This is a genomic window from Trueperella sp. LYQ141, from assembly GCF_046599555.1.
In the GTDB taxonomy this organism is placed as follows: Bacteria; Actinomycetota; Actinomycetes; order Actinomycetales; family Actinomycetaceae; genus Trueperella.
In genome coordinates this window covers 40008-62801 of sequence record NZ_JBKIWQ010000006.1, presented here as the reverse complement: position 1 = coordinate 62801, position 22794 = coordinate 40008, and the positions used below count along the sequence as shown (strand labels likewise).

The 22794-nt window shown below is 55.1% G+C and carries 12 protein-coding genes; 8 read left to right on the top strand and 4 right to left on the bottom strand.

What is annotated here, in order from left to right; translation table 11 throughout:
- Positions 1-524: 524 nt before the first annotated feature.
- On the bottom strand, positions 525-3644 hold the full coding sequence (locus tag ACLHIJ_RS06230; RefSeq protein ID WP_411298712.1) for a UPF0182 family protein: 3120 nt from the start codon (positions 3642-3644) through the stop codon (positions 525-527).
- A 101-nt stretch (positions 3645-3745) separates the two neighbouring features.
- Between ACLHIJ_RS06230 and ACLHIJ_RS06225 the strand changes: the two genes are divergently transcribed.
- Positions 3746-4369: a PPA1309 family protein gene (locus tag ACLHIJ_RS06225; protein ID WP_411297135.1), complete on the top strand. Its 624-nt coding sequence runs from the start codon at positions 3746-3748 to the stop codon at positions 4367-4369.
- Between the two features lie 210 nt (positions 4370-4579).
- On the opposite strand, the gene ACLHIJ_RS06220 is transcribed toward ACLHIJ_RS06225, so the two are convergent.
- Positions 4580-5950 (bottom strand): PDZ domain-containing protein, encoded by a 1371-nt coding sequence (locus ACLHIJ_RS06220; RefSeq protein WP_411297134.1) that lies wholly within the window; start codon positions 5948-5950, stop codon positions 4580-4582.
- A gap of 302 nt (positions 5951-6252) precedes the next feature.
- Here ACLHIJ_RS06220 and ACLHIJ_RS06215 point away from each other — a divergent pair, with 302 nt between their 5' ends.
- Positions 6253-7740, top strand: a complete 1488-nt coding sequence (locus ACLHIJ_RS06215; RefSeq protein WP_411298711.1) for a zinc-dependent metalloprotease — start codon at positions 6253-6255, stop codon at positions 7738-7740.
- A 420-nt stretch (positions 7741-8160) separates the two neighbouring features.
- On the top strand, positions 8161-9135 hold the full coding sequence (locus ACLHIJ_RS06210) for a hypothetical protein (protein ID WP_411297132.1): 975 nt from the start codon (positions 8161-8163) through the stop codon (positions 9133-9135).
- Here ACLHIJ_RS06210 and ACLHIJ_RS06205 read toward each other — a convergent pair.
- Both ACLHIJ_RS06205 and nudC read right to left on the bottom strand, forming a co-directional pair.
- Positions 9110-11095: an ATP-dependent helicase gene (locus ACLHIJ_RS06205; protein ID WP_411298709.1), complete on the bottom strand. Its 1986-nt coding sequence runs from the start codon at positions 11093-11095 to the stop codon at positions 9110-9112. The two genes, ACLHIJ_RS06210 and ACLHIJ_RS06205, sit on opposite strands and share 26 nt — an antisense overlap.
- The gene (nudC, locus tag ACLHIJ_RS06200; RefSeq protein WP_411297130.1) at positions 11076-12185 is read right to left on the bottom strand and encodes an NAD(+) diphosphatase; all 1110 of its coding nucleotides are present in this window, start codon (positions 12183-12185) and stop codon (positions 11076-11078) included. Before nudC ends, ACLHIJ_RS06205 begins: the two co-directional genes overlap by 20 nt.
- Here nudC and glgX point away from each other — a divergent pair.
- The 5 genes from glgX to treS all read left to right on the top strand — a co-directional run bounded on the left by glgX (position 12166) and on the right by treS (position 22784).
- Positions 12166-14370 (top strand): glycogen debranching protein GlgX, encoded by a 2205-nt coding sequence (gene glgX / locus ACLHIJ_RS06195; RefSeq protein ID WP_411297129.1) that lies wholly within the window; start codon positions 12166-12168, stop codon positions 14368-14370. The genes nudC and glgX overlap by 20 nt on opposite strands.
- A gap of 40 nt (positions 14371-14410) precedes the next feature.
- On the top strand, positions 14411-15517 hold the full coding sequence (gene trpS / locus ACLHIJ_RS06190) for a tryptophan--tRNA ligase (protein WP_411297128.1): 1107 nt from the start codon (positions 14411-14413) through the stop codon (positions 15515-15517).
- Positions 15518-15678: 161 nt separating this feature from the next.
- On the top strand, positions 15679-18057 hold the full coding sequence (locus tag ACLHIJ_RS06185) for a glycogen/starch/alpha-glucan phosphorylase (RefSeq protein WP_411298708.1): 2379 nt from the start codon (positions 15679-15681) through the stop codon (positions 18055-18057).
- A 764-nt stretch (positions 18058-18821) separates the two neighbouring features.
- Positions 18822-20855, top strand: coding sequence for an alpha-1,4-glucan--maltose-1-phosphate maltosyltransferase (locus ACLHIJ_RS06180; RefSeq protein ID WP_411298728.1), 2034 nt, complete (start codon positions 18822-18824; stop codon positions 20853-20855).
- Positions 20856-22784, top strand: a complete 1929-nt coding sequence (gene treS, locus ACLHIJ_RS06175) for a maltose alpha-D-glucosyltransferase (RefSeq protein WP_411297126.1) — start codon at positions 20856-20858, stop codon at positions 22782-22784.
- Positions 22785-22794: the final 10 nt, after the last annotated feature.

The window sequence follows — 22794 nt, the reverse complement described above, 5'->3', positions numbered from 1 at the left end:
GGCTGGCACACACGACCACGGCGCATAGGGCTTTCCTCCACGTTCCCTGTGCAACCAATACAGCACTAGCAACAGCTCGTTGCGCCTCGCACTCACGCCATAACTCCGCGCCTCACAGCCAGCCACATTGGCTAAAGCAAAGCAGATCTTTGCCGATAATCCGCCCCAACTTATTTTTTTTGTTTGCCTTTCCGCCTTTATCCAATGCCCGATCTTTATTCACATGAGATACGGCTATTCGCCGCTGTACCCCGCCTACTGTTCGATCCGCTAATCGACAGCTCTCTTTTTCCCCACCAGCATCGTCACTAACCGCAGATAACGCAAAGACCGCCGTAAAGCGGCCTCCCCTCCCGTCACATATAGCTACAATGACGTACTTTTCTGCTTCTGCTAGGCATACTCACTTGGCAGGCACAACAAAATCTGGGTTGGTATCCCGCCACAGATTTATCTGTGTAAACGGGTACCAACCCAGATCAAGATAGCTATATTCGAGCGTCACATACTCGTTAGCTCAGCGATCACTTGCCCTTTGCGGATTCCTGCGCGGCAACCGCTCGGTTAATCGCATCCTTGAGCGCGTCCTGCGCTTCCCCATAGGACTTCCAATCACCCTTCGCTAACGCCTGCTGCGATTTCTCAATTGCAGCTTTCGCATCCTGCAAAGCAGTATCGAGAGCGCTACCCGGAGCCGGAGTGGCTGGCGTCGAGCCATCACTTGGCGTTGGCACTGCCGGTGTTGAGCCGCCCGGAGTAGCCGGATTCACCGCCCCACCCGCTGAAGCTCCCGGGGTGGAATTCGCCCCCGGTGTCGTTGCAGAACTGCCAGCATCCACCGGCGGTTCTTTCGAGCCGACGATATTCGCATCGCCAGCATTCACACCAGATTCACCGCCAAACACCTGATTCAAAGACTCATCCAATGTAGCCGCAAAGCCCACCGAATCGCCGAAAAGCGTCAACACATATTGCAAGGTCGGATATTGCGTACCTGAGGAGGCTTGCACGTAAATCGGCTGAACGTACAACAGCCCCTCACCGATAGGCAAGGAGAGCAGATTACCCTCCATGATTTCCGTTCCACCGTTGCGCAAGAGGTTCAAATCGGTTGAGACTTTCGGATTGGTCAGCATCGTGTTTTCTGCCTGCCCTGGACCCGGAACCGTCAAATCACGAGGCAATTCCAGCAGCCGCAACTGACCATAGCCCTCCCCTTTGACTCCGGTTGTATTTCCCGCATCGCCAGAAGCAGCCAGGAATCCCGTCATCACGTTACGATTCGTCGTACCGCCAGGGATATAGGACGTCGTCAAAGAAAATGCCGTCTGATCTTGACCCGGCATCTTCAACGTCAGGTAATACGGCGGCTGCTTAGGCGTCTGAGTATTAGCCGGCAAAGTCGGCTCTAGCGGCACCTGCCAGAAATCGCCACCCGAATAGAAAGACTTCGCATCGCGCACATGATAACGAGCCAGCAACGCCCGCTGTACTTTGAACAGGTCTTCCGGATAACGCACATGCGCAATCAAATCACCTGGCATAGCCGAAAGATCAGAGATCTGCCCTGGGAAGATTGCTTTCCACGCATTGATAATCGGATCATCCATATCCCACTGATACAGCGTCACCGAACCGTCATACGCATTGACGACAGCTTTTACCGAATTACGAATGTAATTAATCTCGTCCGGACGATCCAGCGAGGTATTGTTACTCGTCAACGCATCCTGGGTTACTTCTCCAAGGGTTTCCCGAGCAGAATACGGATAGTTATTTGAGGTGGTGTACCCGTCAATAATCCACACAAGCTGCTTCGGAGTTTGCGGATTATTATCCATATCAATAACCGCGGGAACCGCCTTTGAATCAAGCGTAAGGTAAGGAGCCACCTTCTCTACCCGCACATGCGGATCTCGATCAAAGAGGATCTGCGAATTCTCCGTAACACGATCTGAGAAGAACAACTCCGTGGACTTCATCCGAATCGCAAACATCATTCGCGAAAAGACATTCGATACCGACGGACCACCATCTCCGGTGTAGGTGTTCATCACCTGGCCATTTGCCGCCTTATCGTCGGGATAATCCAACTCCCACGGATCTGCCCCCTCCGGCGCACCAACAATTGAATAATCCGGAGATTGCTTACCGAAATACACCCGCGGCTCATACGAACCAAGCTCACCAACCGAGGGAATACCTGCCTCCCAGAACGTCGGATCGCCACGCGGAGTAACCGTATTGCCATAGGCCGCTGCCACACCAAAGCCGTGCGTGAAAACAGTATGGTCATTCACCCAGGAGCGACGAGATTCATCCAGACCGTCAAGATTCAACTCCCGAACAGCGATGACGGTATCGCGGGTCTGCCCGTTGATCGTGTACCGATCAACCGTCAACGGCTCGCGGAACTGGTAGTACTGACGATTCTGCTGTAGCTGATTAAACGACGGATCCACAATATTAGGATCAAGCAGGCGGATCTGGGCCGCCGTTTCTGAATCCTGACGCAACTGGCCGCGCTCCACATCTGTACGAGCGTCATACTGTTGGCTTTGCACATTAGCCATCCCGTAAGCATTGAGCGTCGCGTCAATATTGCGTTGGATGTACGTCGATTCCAATTCCGCCGCATTCGGATTCACTTTGAAGTTCTGAACCAATGCCGGATATAGCGTCGTCACCACCAGAGCCGTGGCAATACCAGCCGCAATACCAATAAACGGGGCCTTCCACTGATGCTTAATCGCTGCAAATAGGAACAGCGCGGCGATGACAAAAGCGGCAATCGCCAAGATCGTCAGACCTGGCTTCGAGGCGTTAATATCCGTGTAACTTGCACCGGAGAACCGCTGATTATTCCCCAAGAGCAGATCGTAACGCGAGAGCCAATAATTAATGGCAACCAGCAGCGCCGCCAAAGCCGCAAGCACTCCGAAATGCAGTTGAGCACGCTTAGCAATTCGCATCCCGCGTTCCGTTATCGAAATATCATCCAATATCCAGTAGCCCACGATCGTCAAAACCAAGCAGACGATAACCAAGGTCGAGAAGAACCCTGTTAGGGCATGGATAGCAGGAAGCGTGAAAACATAGAAAGAGACGTCTAAGCCATATTCTGGATCAGCAACCCCAAAAGAGCCTCCGTTAAACCACAAGAGGAACGTCTGCCACTCCTGGCAAATCGAGGTTCCGAAAATCACCGCCAAACCCAGCGGAATAAAGAGACGTGAAATCCAGCGACCGCCAGCGATCTTTTCCGCGATATTGGCATCCGCTCCGGCTTGCGCTTTGGCGCGAAGATCCGTGCGCCGAGCCAGCATAACCGCAATATTCGCAACGAATACGCCATAGCAGATCACTATCCCGATAACGCCTAACGCAATCAGCGCCCCATAGCGCGTCCAAAACACCCGCGCGGCGCCGATCTGTTCAAACCACTTCAGTTCAGTCCAAAATTGGGCGAATACCATCACTGCAAGGAGCAGAAGACCCAAGATGATTAACGTCGGGATAAAAGCTCCACCCAGTTTGAAACGTTTAGGCAAAGAACCTCGGGATCTGTTTGCCGTCAAGGACACGGTTAACCTCAATTCACGCTGACGAGTACCCGCACACCGCAACAGGGCATGCCCTTCCACCGTACAGCAGATAGGCAGTGGGATTCCAGATTATCCACTCCTGCCCCAGTGCCAGGTATGATCGAAAGACATTGCGTAACGTGCAGGAAACAGAGGAAAACATGCTTGACGACACTTCAGCAGAAACAACAACCGCCGCGGCAACGCCATCCCCATCGGCGAACACCGAGGCTCCCTCCCCGCACTTACCGGCATTACAGCAAGTTATTTACGAGATTGAAAGCCAAGTTGCTCGCTTGGGCTGGGATGGCCCTCCTCGCCTTTATGCGCTCGTCAACGCTCACGAAGCCCTCCAGCACACCCCTGACCTGCGCGATCACATCGATTCAGCAGCCTTAGCCAACCTCGCAGACGATGCCCACACATTCTTAGCCATCGAACAAGATCAGCTCCCCCTTGGCGTTGACATCGCCGAACTACTCCCAACAATTGAATGGCCAGAAGAAGTTGCCGGAGCCGCTATCTGCCTCGAACAGCTCTTCTTGCCACCAGAATACGACCACGATATTCCACAGGATCCCGAGGAAGCAGCCGCTTTTGTCGCCCAACATCCACATCGCATGGAGGTGCGGATCGCGGCGGGAATCGTGCGCGAAGGGACGAGCTGGTCCGTGGCACGGATGCGCAAATTCGATGACGATAAGAACGTCTTATCCGGCCCTGCGTTGGCGCCAGCCCTCGTCGAACTGCTGCAATACGGTTTTATGCCTAACCCGTCGGCCTAACCTAACCCGTCGGTCTAACCTAACCCGTCCGGCCTACGCTAACCCGTCCGGCCTACGCTAACCCGTCCGGCCTAAAACCGCTGTCACCTAAATTCGAGTTCTCCGCTAATCTGCCTAATCTGCCCCTCGCCAGCCATCCAGCCTGCCCTAGTACGCAGCTACGCGAAAGCACCTAACTCGCAGGCATTTACCGGAATCGCCTGCGAGCGCTTAACCCTGATTGCCTGCGACGGCACTGCACGGGGTTAGCTGATCGGTATGCCCGCTCGCGATTGCCTTGGCTGCAGTAACTGCATCGTCAATAGTGCGGATAGCCCAGATATTCAGCCCCTCTGGCTCATACCCAATCGTCTGTGCACAGTTAGCTGCGGGGGCAAGGAAATCCGTCGCTCCGGCATTGCGCGCGCCGAGAATTTTATGGCGAATCCCGCCAATCTCCTCCACATCGCCATCCCACGAGATGGCTCCCGTTCCAGCTATCTGATGATCCCCACCGAGAGAGCCAGGGGTGATCTCATCAAGAATTGCCATCGTGAACATCGTGCCAGCCGACGGGCCGCCAATTCCCTCCATAATGTAATCCACTTTGCCTGGCAGCTTAACGTCGCTGACAGTCATAAAAACACCCAACATTGAGCCAGGATGCGTCCAGCCCGTCGTATCTGGCTGATAAGGGCGCGTCGTTATCGTCGTTTCAAAAACTTTTCCCTGACGGACCGCCCGCACAATAACATCCGTTCCCGGATTAACCGTGTCGAGCACAGCAGATAAGTCCATAAACGTCTTTGCTGGATAGAAACCATCCGCACCGCGCGTCGGACGCGGCATGGCTGCCTGCCCTAACTGGGAGTGCGCATCACTTTTCGCCGTCTGCCCCTGGGCGTTCCCCGCCACCGCCGTGCTCTTATCCGAACTCGTTGCACTCTGCGCGCTCTCCCCTTGCTCATGAGCTCCAGCGGTCGAGCCAGAATCCGATGCCCCTGCCGTATGAGATTGGGCGGCACTTGCTGCCGAGGAGCTCGGCACATCAGGAGCTGAAATGGCTTGCACAACATCGCCTTCTTGTAGCTTCCCCGCAGCCGGAGAATCCTGCGGCACCCCCGCCACAGTGAGCGTCATCGACACATCCATACCGGCCTTTTGGAAAGCCACTGCCCCGGCAATATCCTGCGAGGAATCCATAAGCGCCGTGTTATACGTCTGCACCGCCGCATTATTCACTTCGGCAGAATAGACCATACGCACCGGCATCACCTCTTCATCGCGGCTAAGCAATGCGCCAAGCACCGCCAAACCGGGAGCGCCCACATCAGGATTCCCGACGGAAGACACAGTAGTCATATAAAAGTTCGTATCCGACGGATATGTGGAAACCTGCGAGACCTGAACTACCGGCTTATTCTCCACCTGACCAGAGACGTCCAATACTGGACCAGGACTCTCAATCAGAAACGACGTGGGCATGGCGGCAGCACACAGTAACGTCACCGCAAACAACCCACCGGCAATCAACAGGCGCGGCGGCTTACCGCGAACCAAGCGTTCATGCGATCGTGGCCCTTCTCCGCTAAAGCTGCGCATTGCGCCCCTCTCTGTTCTCTGTGCGTATCGCATTCTCTTCTATGCCGTATCACATAAATACGGTTGTATCGGCGGAATACCTGCGAGCATCAGACGTATCGAGGCTTGAAAAGTATCTCGTTGCACATGCGGCGCTTGCCTGCCGTATCCCGCAGTTTCCTCTCCTCGTTATATACCGCATCCAGCCACTACGCCAGGTGGCATCTCGCAAAGCACGAATTTTTACGCGCCCGGCGCACCGGCAGACATTGAGTTTGCCGAGACGGAACATTACGCTACTTACGTACCCAGGAGAGGACACCATGACGAACACTCCCAACGATCATAACGATTCACACGATTCTCATTCCCAGGATCCGAATGAGATCTGGAAGAATATGCTGCGCGAGATCTTCGGGGAAGACTCAGCCGAGATCATTGAACAATTCGGTGGCTCCGCTTTCCCGTTACCGCCAGATTTTGGGCAGATGTTTTCTCCTGCCCACCTCTCCGCCTTTGCCCAGCAACTGCAACGGATGATGAATTCTACGGAGGAAAACCAGATAGATTGGGCGGCCTGCCGCAATGTGGCTCACAGCATGTTAGCTCGTTCTGGTCGCGTCGATCAGCTTGACGCAGCCTCCGCAGAAAAAGCCCAGACGGCACTGCGCACAGCCTCCCTGTGGTTAGATGTCTCCACTATTTTTGATCCCCCATCAGGAACTGGCGCGGCGTACTCGCGCCCGGAAATGATTAACCACTCTTTCGAGACGATCCAACAGCTCCTTGACCCCGTCGGGCGCAACGTCGGGCGCGCCTTCGCTGAGATGATGAACAAACAAGCCGAAGCATTACCGGAAGCACTGCGCAATGCCCTAGGCAATCCAGGATCCTTTATCGCCGCCACAATTTTCCAAGTATTGGGCGTGCAATACGGCGAGTCGATCGCCGAACTGGCGGCTTCTTCCTTTGGCTCAACGGATACTGGGGTCCCGTTGATGTCGAGCAGCGATCCCGTCTTAGTGCCCGCAAATATCGCGGAATTCTCCGAGAATCTTTCCGTCGGTGCTGACGAAGCCATGTTGTATGTGGCAGTTCGTGAATGTGCTGCCACCCGCCTGTTTGCCGGGGTTCCGTGGCTGCGTCCCCGTATCTTGGATACGATCGCAGAAATTGCCTCCGGTTTCGAAGTGAATTTCGAAGCGATTAGCGAGCACATACGCGATATGGGCGAGATAGATATGTCCCAGCCATTGGCAATGCCGGATTTTGACATGTCCAATATCTTTACCCTGGAACTCAATCCCGATCAGGTTGATACCGTCGAACGTCTCGAACTGCTCCTCGCTCTGGTCGTCGGCTGGGTTGAAGAGATCTCCGCACAGGCAGTTGCTCCGCATTTACCGAACGCTGTTGCTCTGCGAGAGATGTTTAGCCGACGCTATGCCACGAATAATCCAGCCAAGCACGTATGGGAAGCGCAACTCGGTATTGAGCTAAACCCGCAACGGCTGCGCGAAGCCGCGACGTTCTGGCAGCAAGCCACCCGCGAACAGGGCGCTGAGGAACGTGACCGGCTCTGGTCGCACCCAGATCTGTTGCCCACTGCCAACGCTTTAGAAAATCCCGCCGAGTTTTTTGCCAGCGATGCTGATTCCTCGCAAAGTGATATTTCCGCTGAGTTGGATTCTTTCCTTGCCCAGCTTTTTGCTGAGAATAGCGAGCAGACGAACGACGTTCCCCATGAGCCAAAATTTGGTGAGCCTCATGCAGACGGGGATGATCGCGACCTGCCACCTGAACAGAGCTAAACCCCGCGCGTAGGTGCAGGGCTGTGCCTGCCGCTGTGCCGGTGTTTTTTTTCGTCGCATACACCTCATGGGTCATCACAGCGACTCGTGAGGCGTATTGCGCAAACGACCCGTTTGGCAGACCTGCTCGTTTGTGGCGCGGGAAACCGGCGTGAGAACTCGCCATCGTAGCCGAATCTTCTCTCTTTATTCCTTTTCTTTTTCCTTCCCTTTTCCTCCCCCCTCTGAGCGCCTTATTAAACCGAAATCACCCATTAGCACTGGGCACTCGCACCCGCGAACGCACATTCCCACAGCAGATCCCCTAGCATATTTCGACATACGTGTACCCCTCGATTCACACCCGTGCATAACGCCTTTAGCGCGTAGCACATCTCGCTACCCTCAAAAGCCAAACACGAACGAGCAAATGAGGATTTCATGCACCTAACAACCGGAGTGTTCTGGACCGGCACCCACCGCGCACAAATCGGCATTGACCCGCGCATCGCGGTAGATCTTACCGGCTTATCCCCTGCCGAACTTGACCTCGTCGATTCCCTAAGCCGACCACAAACTGACGTGGAACTGCGCGCCCGTGCCGACGCCAGGCATATCCCTCGCGAGCGCCTCACTCAGCTCCTCGAAGCGCTCACACGCGCTGGAGTTCTTGATACCACCGAACGTTACAGTTGTGATCCTCACGCCTGGCGTCGAATCTTCGGCGTCTATCCCCAACACCGCGAACACTCCCATGTGCATATTCCGCACCTGGACTATCTTGGAGCAGGTATCGCCCTCGGGCTTGTTCGCAATGGTATTGGAATCGTAACGACGAGCGATCACAATGCCGTCAGCACCCGCGATCATCCCCTCATGCGCCATATCGGGCTCGGCACGGCACGGTCAACCACTCTACGCACGCTCCTACGTCAAGAGAATCCTCATATTTGTTTAGCTACCACACACGAACCGCAGCTAGTTGTGCTCACCGGCAGCTATACCACCGATCCGGTACGGGCTGGGCGTTATCTCGCCGCCGGAAAAATGGTCTACCATGCCTGGGTTGACGAGATTGACGTATATGCCGGCCCGCTGAGCATTGCCCACGAAACTGCCTGTGGCACCTGCCTTGCCCTCCACCGCTACGAATCTGATGAACGTTGGGGAATACTATGCCAACAAGCCTGCGCTGCCGCTCCACTGCTACCCGATCCCGCCGCCGCAATGCTTGCCACTGCCCTGGCAGTACGCGATATTCTCAGCGCCCTTGACGGGCATCGCGTGGAATACAGTTGGCGAGTCCCACCGCCACCTGACCCTCCGGAAGCTCATATCGTCACTACACATCCGCGCTGCGGATGCCACAACATACTTGGCCCCGCTGAGGTTACGACCCCTGATAATCGGCAATAACGGCCAATATCTCCACACCGAATTGGGCTAACTTCAACGAGCCAATCCCCTTAATCTGCCCTAACTCAACAAGATTTGCTGGCTTTCGTGCCGCCAAATCTCGCAAGGTGACTTCCGTCAGCACTGTATGTTCTGGCTTAGCCAATTCTACTGCCCGTACCTGACGCCACTGGTATAGCTGAGTAAACAGTTCTACATCATTCGGATGACTTGCCGCCCACAGCGCTGCCTCAGTTTGCGCTCGTTGACGCGCCTGGGTAGAACGGGCCTGCGGGTGCGGCCAATGCTCAGCCAGAAATGGCGATACGCTCCGATCAGCACGCCCCGGATTGCTCCGCGCATAAGAGATATGGAGTTCCTGGCGCGCACGAGTAATCCCGACGTATAACAGACGCCGTTCTTCGGCTATCGCCTGTGCCGTATCGGCCAACGAAATCGGCATGAGCCCGTCACTCATCCCTCCGAGATACACCACCGCCCACTCCAGGCCTTTCGCCGCATGTAAGGACGCCAAAGTCACCGCGTCAGTTTGCGGATGATTGCCCATCTGAGCGCGTTCTTCCAGTTCGGCAACGAATTGGGCAACACTTGCCCGACGCTGTGCCCACAGTGACTCCGCCAATCTGCTGAGCGCTTCTAGCGCGTCCCAACGTTCCCGAGCCGCACCATATTCCTGAGGTGGTTGCGGGCGCCATCCCAATGAATACAAAATCCCGGAAACACATTCAGGTAGCGTCCCGCTATATTCCCCACGGGCGGTGGCTCGCAAAGCCACCATCGCCGCTTTCACTTCAGATCGATCAAAAAACCGCGTCGTATCCTTAACAGTGTAGGAGATTCCCGCCTGCGCCAGAGCATGAGCATACTCCTGAGACTGGGCGTTTGTGCGATACAAAATAGCCACATCGGATAACGGAGTGCCTGCTTCATGCGCCACCCGTATCCTCTGCGCAATCTCACGCGCCTCCGCCGCATCGTCGGGATAACAGTGATAACTCACCGGCACACCGGCTGGCAATTGCGATGTTAACCGCACTGCCGCAGCCGAATTATTTTCCGCAATGACGCTATTAGCTAACTGAACAATCTGTGGCGTTGAGCGATAGTCTCGTGACAGCTTCACCGTCCGTGCCCGCGGAAATTCACGGGTGAACCCCTCCAAATAATCAGCTTTCGCCCCTGCAAAAGAATAAATGGTTTGGCAGACGTCCCCAACCACACAAATATCCTGAGAAGCCCCCAGCCACAACTTCAACAACCGATGCTGGACCGGCGAAACATCTTGATATTCATCCACCACAAAATGCCGGTACTGCGCGCGAATCTGCGCCGCAATATCTGGTCGATCCCGCATAATTCCAATCATGACGAGTAATATGTCATCAAAATCGATAACCGCACGTTCGCTTTTGACGTCCTCATAGCGTTCCATGAGATCAGCAATTTGGGTATAAGAGTATCCACCAACTTCTGGGCGGTTTTCCTCGCGAGCACGCGCAGCATATTCTTCTGGAGCAATAAGCGATACCTTTGCCCACTCAATCTCGGCTGCTAAATCTCGGACCAAAACGGCGTCAGTATCCATAGCCAGATCGGCGGCTGCCTGGGAAACCATTGGGAACTTTGACTCGCGTATCTCCGGCACATAGCCACCGACGGCATTCGGCCAGAAATATTGCAACTGCCGCAGAGCAGCAGAATGGAAGGTCCGTGCTGCCACCTGGCCAACCCCTAAATCCCGCAACCGCGAGCGCATCTCTCCGGCAGCTCGGTGGGTGAAGGTCAGAGCCATAATATTATGCGGATGTTGTTGCCCGGTGAGGACGGCATGGGCAATACGGTGAGTAATCGCGCGCGTCTTTCCCGTTCCGGCCCCTGCCAGCACTGCCATCGGCCCGGCGATGTGTTCGACAACCTCTCGCTGGTTTTCATCCAAGTCGTCACGTATGGATCGGTTCACCGCTGTTGCCCTCCTGGCGTTCCTCCGATAATCCGCTGACGATCTGCTCACCCAGCCAATCCTCAATCAAAGCCCTGGCAACCGAGGATTTCCCTGGGGCGTGGCGCGGATTGGCCACAATCATGGCCCGCAGTTCTTCGCGAGTGACGAAACGCGCCTCCAGGATCTCCTCCCCGTCAGGATAAACCTGCGGGTGCAGATCTCGCGTCCAACCGCGAAACCCTAACATAAGTGAACGTGGAAATGGCCAAGGTTGCGAACCAAAGTATTCAACGTCGCCGACCTCGATGCCGACCTCTTCAAAGACCTCACGACGAACAGCCGCCTCTAAGGTTTCCCCAGCCTCGACAAACCCCGCTAAGGTGGAGAATTTCCCTTCTGGCCATGAGCGGTTGCGGCCAATCAGTAGCCGATCATGGGAATCACGAATTGCCATGATGACAGCCGGATCAGTGCGCGGGAATAAGGTATGACCGTTAGCGCAGCGCTGTTCCCAACCGCCCATTATCGCCGAGCTGGGCTGACCGCAAAGTGGGCAATAGCGACTGGAACGATGCCATTGTGCCAAGGCTAACGCCGTTGTGGCACACCCGCTATCTGCGGCGTCCATCGTCAGGCCCAATTCTGTTAACTTTTCGTAGCGAATCTGCGAGGCATTCACCTCATGATGACGAAAACCCGCAACAGCACATTCGCTCTCGGCAATATCCACTGCGGCAAAGCGTCGGCCTGCCTCGTCCATCCCTAAATAGAGCAGCTCGTGGGCAGTGATCTGCCGCCCCAATAGCTCAGTTAATTCACTCCGAGAAAACCAGGCCAGTTTCCCAGCGCGCGCCGCCAATGTTTGCCCAGATAATAACGCCAGTTGCAGCTTCGGATCTGCCAATAACTCCGCCATATCCGCGCGCCCACAGGCATGACGCTGCACGGTTGACCGCGCCAAAAGCAACTGTGCATACATCCGGTATTCCCCTCCTGCCTCTACACAATACCCACTATCCTCATTCCCCTTCGTTACACGTGGCGAGAATAACCGCATTTTTGAGTGATAACCTGCCACAATAGAGGGCGTGACATCTACGTTTTCCACACGGCCTGTGGCCCGATACACCGCACGGGAAGCCGAACCATGCCTCCCGCTAGCAAATACCCCCGCGTTAGGGGCACACATTCGCGGATCTGGCGTTGATGTCGCAGTGTTTGCCAGCCATGCTACCGCCGTTGACGTCTGCTTTATTGATACTTACGGCGGGCGCAGCAGCGAACGTCGATTCCGGTTACGTCACGGCGCAAATGGCGTGTGGGCCGGGCATGTTCCCGGAATTCGCGCTGGGCAGGCCTATGGTTTTCGGGTTCATGGCCCGTGGGATCCAGACGCAGGATTGCGGCATAATCCTGCCAAGCTCCTTCTTGATCCCTACGCGCGTGCGATTATTCAGCAGCCCACTTTACATCCGGCACTGTATTCGCACTGTGTTGACGATGAACTGCACCCCGATCCGGCGTTCCTCCCCGATCAGCGCGACTCGCGAGACGTCACCGCATTAGGTGTCATCGTGGATGACGCTCCAGCGGTCGATAACCGCCCTCGCATACCGTGGAATCACACCGTCATCTATGAGGCCCACGTCGTCGGGTTAACGAAAACACTGCCCGGTATCCCAGAGGATCTGCGGGGAACATACGCTGGCTTAGCTCATCCGGTAACGATTAACTACCTCACCGGTCTAGGGATCACCGCTATCGAATTACTCCCCATCCACGCCAAAATGACCGAGCCGTTCCTCACCCGTAAAGGCATGGAAAACTACTGGGGGTACTCCACATTGAGCTACTTTGCCCCAGAACCGTCCTATGCGATGGCTGCCAACCGCGCCGCTGGCCCGCAAGCCGTCCTTGATGAAGTGAAAGGGATGGTGAGTCTACTTCATGACGCGGGCATTGAGGTGATTTTGGATGTGGTCTATAACCACACCTGCGAGGCCGGCTCTGACGGGCCTACCGTCTGCTGGCGCGGTCTAGATAATTCAATGTACTACCGGCACAATTCCTCGCGTCCCGGCTCTCTCGTCGATACCACCGGCTGTGGGAATTCCCTGGATTTCCGACGTTTACCCGTCATGCAAATGACCTTAGATTCCTTGCGTTATTGGGCGGAACATATCGGGGTGGACGGTTTCCGTTTCGATCTTGCCGTCACCCTGGCGCGCGAAGGCGATTCCTTCAACCATCAACATCCCTTGTATGTTGCGATGGCAACCGATCCGATCCTCTCCACCGTCAAGCTCATTAACGAACCGTGGGATATTGGTCATGGCGGCTGGCGCACCGGGCAATTCCCCGCTCCAACAGCCGATTGGAATGATCGTTTCCGCGATACTATGCGCTCTTTCTGGTTGACGGAACCCGCATCGATTCATCACGGCGGGATCGGTGGCGATCAGCGCGACGTCGCCACGCGGGTAGCCGGATCAGCAGATATGTTCTCTCATGGGCGTATCCCTGGCGGGCGCGGTATTCACGCCTCCATTAACTTCATTACCGCCCACGACGGTTTCACCATGTACGACCTGACCTCGTTTAACCACAAACACAACGAGGCAAACCGCGAAGATAACCGCGACGGCACAGATAACAACTGCTCGTGGAACCATGGCACCGAAGGTCCGACGACAGATCCACATATCCTCGCCGCACGCCGCACCACCATGCGCAACCTTTTCGCTTCCCTGATTCTCTCCGCCGGAACACCCTTTATTGCTGCCGGCGACGAGATAATGAAGACCCAGTTCGGCAACAACAATGCCTACTCTCAGAACACGGAAATCTCGTGGATTGATTGGGACCTCACTGACGATCAACGCAATATGCACGACACGGTTTCGTATTTGTTGCGATTGCGCCGCGATCACCGCGTCCTGCGCCCCACTTCGTTCTACACCGGATCCGCCCGTGGTCAAGACACCATCATGGATATTGCCTGGCTCGATGATACCGGCGAACTGATGCCCGATTATCTCTGGTTTGATCCGAATACTCGGCTCGTCCAAGTCCTGCGATCTGGCGGCGGGCAGGATGCCGATGCGTTAATCATTTTCAATGGCAATATCCACCCGCATACGGTTCGCCTTCCTAATGGGCGTGGAACTCCACTGCGCCTGGACTGGTGTTCTACCTGGGAGCATCCGCGCTCAACAATCTACACGTATGCTCCGGGTGCGATGACCCGAGTGCCCGCGCTATCTGTGACATTATTCTTCGCTAACCCCAGCTAGCAGATTTTTCCCTCTCTCATTCAGCTCGTACCATAGAGCTATGAGCGATACACATGCCAGCGCAGCAGCATTAGCAGATTCCACCTCCGATGCCTCTTTGGAGCGGGCTCGTGCTATAAGCGCGAAACTCAATGCTGCTATCGACGACGATCCGAGCCAATTTCGCGTCTTAACCGGCGCCCGCCCTACCGGCCATCTGCATATCGGTCACTATTTTGCGACTTTACGCAATTGGGTGGATATTCAACGCCGTGGAGTGGATACCTGGCTGCTCATTGCTGACTATCAAGTCATCACGGATCGTGACGAAACCGGACCACTGCGCGAACGCGTTTATTCTTTCCTTACCGATTATCTCGCTATCGGTATGGATCCTGAGGCAACGACGATTTTTGCCCACTCGCATGTGCCCGAGCTCAATGAGCTGATGTTACCGTTCTTATCCCTGGTTTCTGACGCTGAACTGCGGAGAAATCCAACGGTTAAAGCAGAATTAGATGCGACCAATGGTCGCCCGATGTCTGGTTTACTGTTGACTTATCCCGTCCATCAGGCTGCCGATATTCTGTTCTGCCAAGCGAACTTAGTTCCCGTCGGCAAAGATCAGCTCCCCCACCTGGAACAGGCGCGCGTCATCGCTGATCGTTTTGAAGCCCGCTATGGTCGGCCCGATACCCCGCGCATCTTCCCTCGCCCGCAAGGTCTGCTCTCCGAAGCAGAGAACGTGCTCGGTTTGGATGGCACGAAGATGTCCAAATCTAAGGGCAACACCATTGAATTAGGAATGAGCGCCGACGAGACAGCCAAGCGGATCAAGAAAGCTGTAACGGATTCTGATCGGCATATTACATACGATCCGGTCAACCGCCCGGAAGTGTCGAATCTGCTGTTGTTAGCTGCCTTGGCAAGCGGAGGGGATCCAAACACTATCGCAGCAGAGATTGGCGACGGTGGTGGCGGCATGTTGAAGAACGTCGTCACTGAAGCAATCAACGAACATCTCGCCCCGCTACGCGCACGCCGCGCTGAACTTATTGCAGATCCGGCGTATCTACAGCAGATCTTGCAACGCGGAATCACGCGAGCACGCGAACAAGCACAGCTCACGCTTGACGCAGTACACGAAGTCTTAGGGATGAAATACTAATCGCGAATCGGAAATCCTTGCAGGAGAGCGATCTCGGTTAACTCAATTTTTTCCCCTGGACTATCCTATGCACTGTACACATCGGGTTGTGCCCACTGGCAGGTAGTCGCTACGGGTGCCTGTCAGTATCACTGCCCAGAGAATGTAGGTAAAGGGAACTCATGACTAACACCGTCAACACCTATTCGATCGCGCCGTATGTGCGTTCTGTTTCTGGACGCAACGCGCTGAACGCCACTATTACCGAATACTGGCAAGCGACCTCTGCTGCCGTCGTCGGCCAACTGGCCGATGCGTGGCAAAAGACGGAAGAAACCTATAACGCCACCCGAATGCAGCATTACTTCTCGGCTGAGTTCCTGATGGGGCGGGCGCTGCTCAATAACCTGACGAATCTTGGTCTGATCGACGAAAGCCGTGCAGAACTGGCAGCGTTTGGGCAGAATCTCTCAGACGTTCTCGAAGCAGAACCAGACGCCGCCCTCGGTAACGGCGGTTTGGGGCGCTTGGCCGCCTGCTTCTTGGATTCGTGTGCCACTCAGAATTATCCGGTGCGCGGCTACGGCATTTTGTATCGCTACGGACTGTTTAAGCAGTTCTTTGACAACGGATTCCAAGGGGAAAAGCCCGATCCGTGGATGGAGGACGTCTACCCCTTCATTATTCGTCGGGAAGAGCAAGAAGTGCTCATTCGATACAACGACCTCACCGTCCGTGCCATTCCCTATGACATGCCGATCACCGGCTATGGCACCCATAATGTTGGGACTTTGCGGCTGTGGAAAGCCGAACCAATGGAAGAGTTCGACTACTCCGCTTTCAACTCCCAAAACTTCACTGGCGCAATCGTTGAGCGCGAGCGCGTCCACGATATTTCCCGTGTCTTGTACCCCAATGACTCATCTTTTGAGGGCAAGATCTTGCGGGTGCGTCAGCAGTACTTCTTCTGCTCGGCCTCCTTGCAGCAGATCGTTGCGAATGAGCTAGCTCAGCGGGGTGATCTGACGCGCTTTGCCGAGTTCAACTCGATCCAGCTCAACGATACCCACCCCGTCTTGGCTATCCCTGAGTTGATGCGTATTTTGCTTGACGAGCACGAGATGAGCTGGGATGAAGCATGGTCGATTGTTTCGCGTACCTTTGCGTACACGAACCACACCGTATTAGCTGAGGCGCTGGAGACCTGGGAGATCTCGATCTTCGAGCGGTTGTTCCCGCGGATTCTTGAGATCGTGCGAGAGATTGACCGTCGTTTCCGTGAAGAACTCGCCGAGGCCGGATTCGATCAGGGCAAGATCGACTATATGGCACCGATCAGCGGGAATCGGGTTCACATGGCGTGGATCGCCTGCTACGCCTCCTTCTCTATTAACGGTGTTGCCGCCCTCCATACGGAGATCATCAAAGCAGAGACATTGCATGATTGGCATGATATTTGGCCGGAGAAATTCAACAACAAGACCAATGGCGTAACCCCGCGGCGTTGGTTGGATCAGTGTAATCCGCGCCTATCAGCGCTGCTGACGAAACTCATCGGATCTGATTCGTGGGTGCGCAACCTGGATGAGCTTGCCGCACTGGAGCATTTCGGCAATGATCCTGTTGTCCTCGATGAATTGAACAGCATTAAAGCGGCAAATAAGGCTGATTTTGCGGCATGGATTAGGGATCGTCAAGGCATCGAGATCAATCCAGAGGCAATTTTTGATGTTCAGATTAAGCGTCTGCACGAATACAAGCGTCAATTACTCAACGCTTTCTATATCCTGGATTTGTATTTCCGCATTAAAGACGATCCACATCTGGATGTTCCGCCGCGAGTATTTATTTTTGGCGCGAAAGCCGCTCCGGGATATACCCGAGCAAAGGCGATCATCAAACTCATCAACACCATCGGTGATCTGGTGAATAATGACCCAGATGTGGCTGGGCGACTGAGCGTCGTATTCGTGGAGAATTACAATGTTTCTCCGGCTGAGCACATCATTCCAGCGGCCGATATCTCCGAGCAGATCTCCACTGCTGGTAAAGAGGCCTCCGGCACATCAAATATGAAGTTCATGATGAACGGAGCGCTCACATTGGGCACGATGGACGGAGCAAACGTCGAGATCGTCGATAGCGTCGGCATGGATAATGCCTACATTTTCGGCGCTACCGAAGATGAGCTCCCCGAATTGCGCCGCACCTACGATCCGCGGCGAACTGCAGATCAAACTCCTGGTTTACAGCGCGTGCTTGACGCATTAGTTGACGGCACATTAGATGACAACGGAACTGGATCATTCCATGATCTCCACGCCTCCTTAATGGATCCGCACAATTGGGGTGGCGCCGATCAATACTATGTGCTCGGGGATTTTGCTTCATACCGCGAATGCCGTGACCGGATGGCCCGCGATTATTTTGCTGGTCGCCGCCACTGGGCTGCGATGTGTTGGAAGAACATCGTCTTATCTGGACGGTTCTCCTCCGACCGCACTATTCGCGACTACGCCAACGAGGTGTGGAAGATTGAACCGCACCCAATCGAAGGCTAGCCACTAACTAGCAAGTAAACATCGAGCAAGACGCATAAATCTGCATATACATTGAGGTGGGGCTCTTCCAGGTGCCCCACCTCAATGTATATGTGTATCCTGCCAGTTACTTTCTCTATGTCTGCAGCGCTTTCTCGCAACATCGCTTTGGCTTTCCGTTCTGACATCCCATTGTGCGCTCCCTCCAGACACATCCTGCCCGATCCACTAGGATAATTACTGTGAGTACCAAGGCTTCTTCTTCATCGTCCGCATCGTCCCGCTCTGCTGCGGCAGCACAGTCCATAAGCCCTGCGGCATCTGGGTCCGTATCACCGTCTGTGGATTCTTCCCCGACGGAACAACCGGCAACCGCCCCGAAAAAGCGCGCACGCAAAACATCTACGTCAACTGCAAGCGCTCCGAAGAAAACTGCCAGCCGCACGCGCGCAGCCTCGTCTGCTTCTGCTGAAGCAACCACGACGAAAACGAAGAAGCCCGCAACCAAAACGACTGCGAAATCCGCTTCTCAAGGTCGTGCCACGGCTGCAGCCGCACGCCTTTCGCAAAGCGCTGAACAGGGCACCGATGCTGCCACTGAGGTATCCCGCACCACCTCAAGCAGTGCAACTACTCCCTCAGATAAAGCTGAGCAGATCACCGATTTGGATACCTCACCAATTTCTGATCCGGCACGCGCAGAAGAGCTCACCGCGCAAACTGCACTCGGCAGCTCAGAAGAAGCCGCTTCTGCTCCAGCAGCCATCGCACGCACCTCGGAATATATCGAACGTACCCCCGATCCACGCCCGGCTCCGTATGCACCCATTGGGCGTATCCCCATCGTTGACGTCCAACCCGTCATCCAAAGCGGAGCATGGCCAGCCAAAGCTACCGAACATGAGTCATTCCCAGTTACTGCGACCGTATTCCGCGAAGGGCACGATCAGTTTGGGGCTGCTGCCGTCCTCGTTGATCCCGATGGCACAGAAGTTGCTGAAGCGCCTATGGCAGACACACATCCCGGCCTGAATATCTATCGCGGCTGGCTCACCCCCAACTATCCCGGTCAATGGGAGTTCTTTGTGCGTGCCTGGTCTGATCCGATTGCTACCTGGTTCCACGACGCCCGCATCAAATTAGAAGCTGGCATTGATACCGATCTCGTCTTTTTAGAAGGCGAGCGTGTTTTAGGTCGTGCCCTGGAGCAGATGCCAGAAGGTAGCGAAGAGCGAGCTATCCTCAGCGAAACAATTGCTATGCTTTCAAAGCGTCGGATCGGCGCGAATATCCGCTTTGCAGCCGCGAATTCTGAAGCAGTTCATCAGGCTTTGCGCACCTATCCGCTGCGCGATGCCGTGACGGAATCAGCTCGCTATCGGATCAATGTTGATCGGGAACGGGCATTAGTTGGCTCATGGTACGAGATATTCCCCCGATCAGTTGGCTCCTATCTCGATCCAGAAACCAAGAAATGGGTTTCCGGCACCTTGCGTACTGCCGCCAAAGATCTCGACCGCATTGCCGCGATGGGCTTTGACGTCATCTATCTCACCCCGATCCATCCCATCGGATCAACGAATAAAAAAGGACGCAATAACACCCTCGATTCCCTCCCCGAGGATCCTGGATCGCCTTACGCTATCGGATCGGCTGCTGGTGGTCACGACGCCATCCACCCCGATTTAGGCACTTTCGAGGATTTCGACGCTTTCGTCGCCCGCGCTCGCGAACTGGGCATGGAGGTCGCCATTGATGTTGCCTTGCAATGCTCCCCCGACCATCCCTGGCTCACCGAACATCCGCAGTGGTTCACCACCCGAGCTGACGGCACTATCGCCTACGCGGAGAATCCGCCCAAGAAGTATCAAGATATTTACCCCTTGAACTTCGACAACGATCCGGAGGGGATCTACCAGGAGATTGTACGGATTTTGGAGCTGTGGGTCGCTCACGGTGTGACGATCTTCCGAGTGGATAATCCCCATACCAAGCCGGTGTCTTTCTGGCAGCGGCTGCTGGCACATTTCCGTCGGGAACACCCACAGGTTATTTTCCTGGCAGAAGCATTCACGAAACCGCCGATGCTTCAAACGCTCGGCGCCGTGGGATTCCACCAGTCATACAATTACTTCGCCTGGCGCAACACCAAGAGCGAACTAGAAGAATATCTCCACGAACTCGCCTGGGATTCCGCCTCACGGATTCGCCCCGCGTTCTGGCCGACGACCCACGATATTCTCACCCCATATCTGCAGCATGGCGGTATTCCTGCTTTCGCAATTCGCGCTATTCTTGCCGCCACTGGCTCACCCACCTGGGGAATCTATAACGGGTATGAACTGGTAGAAAATGTCGCCCGCCCTGGTGCAGAAGAGCAGATCGACAACGAAAAGTACCAGTACAAGAACCGCGACTACGCGGCCGGAGATGGCTACGGAATCTCTGCTTTGCTCGGCAAACTCAACGATATTCGCTCACGCCATATTGCCCTGCGCCGCCTGCGCAACGTCCACATCATTCCGACGAACAACGAGAATATCCTCGCCTTCGCTAAGGTTTCCCATCCGGAAGAGTCAGCCGATTCCAGCGTCGATCAGATGCTTATCGTCATTAATCTCAACCCATACGAACAGCACAGTGCCACTTTGGAGCTGGATTTACGTATCTTTGGTACGCAGCCAACCTGGGATGGTTCGGCTGCAATTGAGGTTTACGACGAGCTTTCCGGAAGCACGTTCTACTGGAATGACCGCCCATACGTCAGCCTTGACCCGCATGGTCAGGTCGCCCACATCTTACAGGTAAAGGCTCGTTAAGTGCCCGATTTTCCAGATTTTTCCTCACCAACGCCCCCGCAGGCAGGCCAATCGGGGAGCTCTGCGCAGCTCGCGGGAAGCTCTCTAGAACCTGCGGCGAATTCGCCACGGTCTGCCGAGCCTTCTTCGCGTCCCGTGGGGTTTTCTCCGCGATCCACCGATACTTCCTCAGCCGATCGCGCCGCTTCCTCCGTCGGCTTATCCGATGATCCACAGTGGTTCCGAACGGCCGTATTTTATGAGGTGCTGTTGCGCGCTTTCGGGGATTCGACTGGTTCCGGAGTTGGCGATTTGCGCGGGCTGATCGAACACCTGGATTATTTGCAGTGGCTCGGCGTGGATTGCCTGTGGATTCCTCCGTTCTACCCCTCTCCCATGCGCGACGGCGGATACGATATTTCTAACTACACGGCCGTCAGCCCGGAATATGGCACGCTGGAAGATTTCTCAGAACTCATCAACGAAGCCCATGCTCGCGGCATTCGTATCATCATTGATCTCGTCATCAACCATACCTCCGATCAGCACCCGTGGTTTCAATCCTCACGAGCACACCCTGATGGACCGTTCGGAGATTTTTATGTGTGGCGAGATACCGATGAGGATTACGCTGCGGCGCGCATCATTTTTATCGACACGGAAGCCTCTAATTGGACTTTCGATCCGGTACGCCGGCAATATTTTTGGCATCGTTTCTTCTCCCATCAGCCCGATCTGAACTACAACAATCCTCAAGTACGCGAAGCGGTTAAAGACGTTATACGGTTTTGGGCACGACGCGGGATTGACGGATTCCGGCTCGACGCGATCCCCTACCTGTTTGAAGATGAGGGGACGAACTGCGAAAACCTCCCCGCAACCCACGAATTCATTGCTGAGCTGCGAGCCATGTTGGACGCTGAGTTCCCAGGAACTATCACCCTCGCTGAGGCGAACCAATGGCCAGAGGACGTCGTCGCATATTTTGGCAGTGAAGAAAAGCCCGAATGTCACATGTGTTTCCACTTCCCCGTCATGCCGCGCATCTTTTATGCACTGCGCGATCAACGGGCTGACGCTATCCGCGATATTCTCACTCGCACCCCCCAAATCCCCGCGGGTGGGCAGTGGGGCACGTTCCTGCGCAACCACGACGAGCTGACCTTAGAAATGGTCTCCACTGAAGAACGCGCCAATATGTATGGCTGGTATGCCGAGGATCCCCGAATGAGAGCTAATGTGGGAATTCGGCGGCGGCTAGCCCCGCTTCTTGGTAATTCTCGGGCGGAGATTGAGCTGGCTAATGCGCTCCTGCTTAGTCTGCCTGGATCACCGTGTTTGTATTACGGAGACGAGATCGGGATGGGCGATAATATCTGGCTCAATGACCGCGATTCCGTGCGCACCCCTATGCAGTGGACGCCAGATCGCAATGCCGGTTTCTCGCTAGCTGACCCTGGCAAGCTTTACCTGCCGGTGGTTCAATCCTTGGTTTACCACTATCAGGGCGTCAATGTTGAATCTCAGCTAGCTCAGCCCGCTTCGCTGTTGCATTGGATGCGCGGGATTCTCGCGGTTCGACGCCGCTACCCGGTCTTTGGCCACGGCGATTTCACGCTGCGATCCTGCAACAATGAAGCGATTCTCGCCTTTACCCGAACAAGTACTGAGTGCGTCATGCTGTGCGTGATGAATATGGCCAATACGGCGCGAGCTGGAGTTATTTCTCTTCCCGACTATGCCGAATGGAATGTCACTGACGTGTTTGGTGGCGCAGGTTTTCCAGCCATCCCCACCGACGGGCAGTATTCCATGACGCTCGGCTCTCGCGATTTCTTCTGGTTAGAGTTGAGTGCGCCCGATACCTCAGAGCCTGGCCCGGCAGCCGGACGAGAAATCAGTGGCGAGGAGGATCCTGTCACTTCGCCACAGTCAGAAGATTGTGCGTAAATGCGGAGCT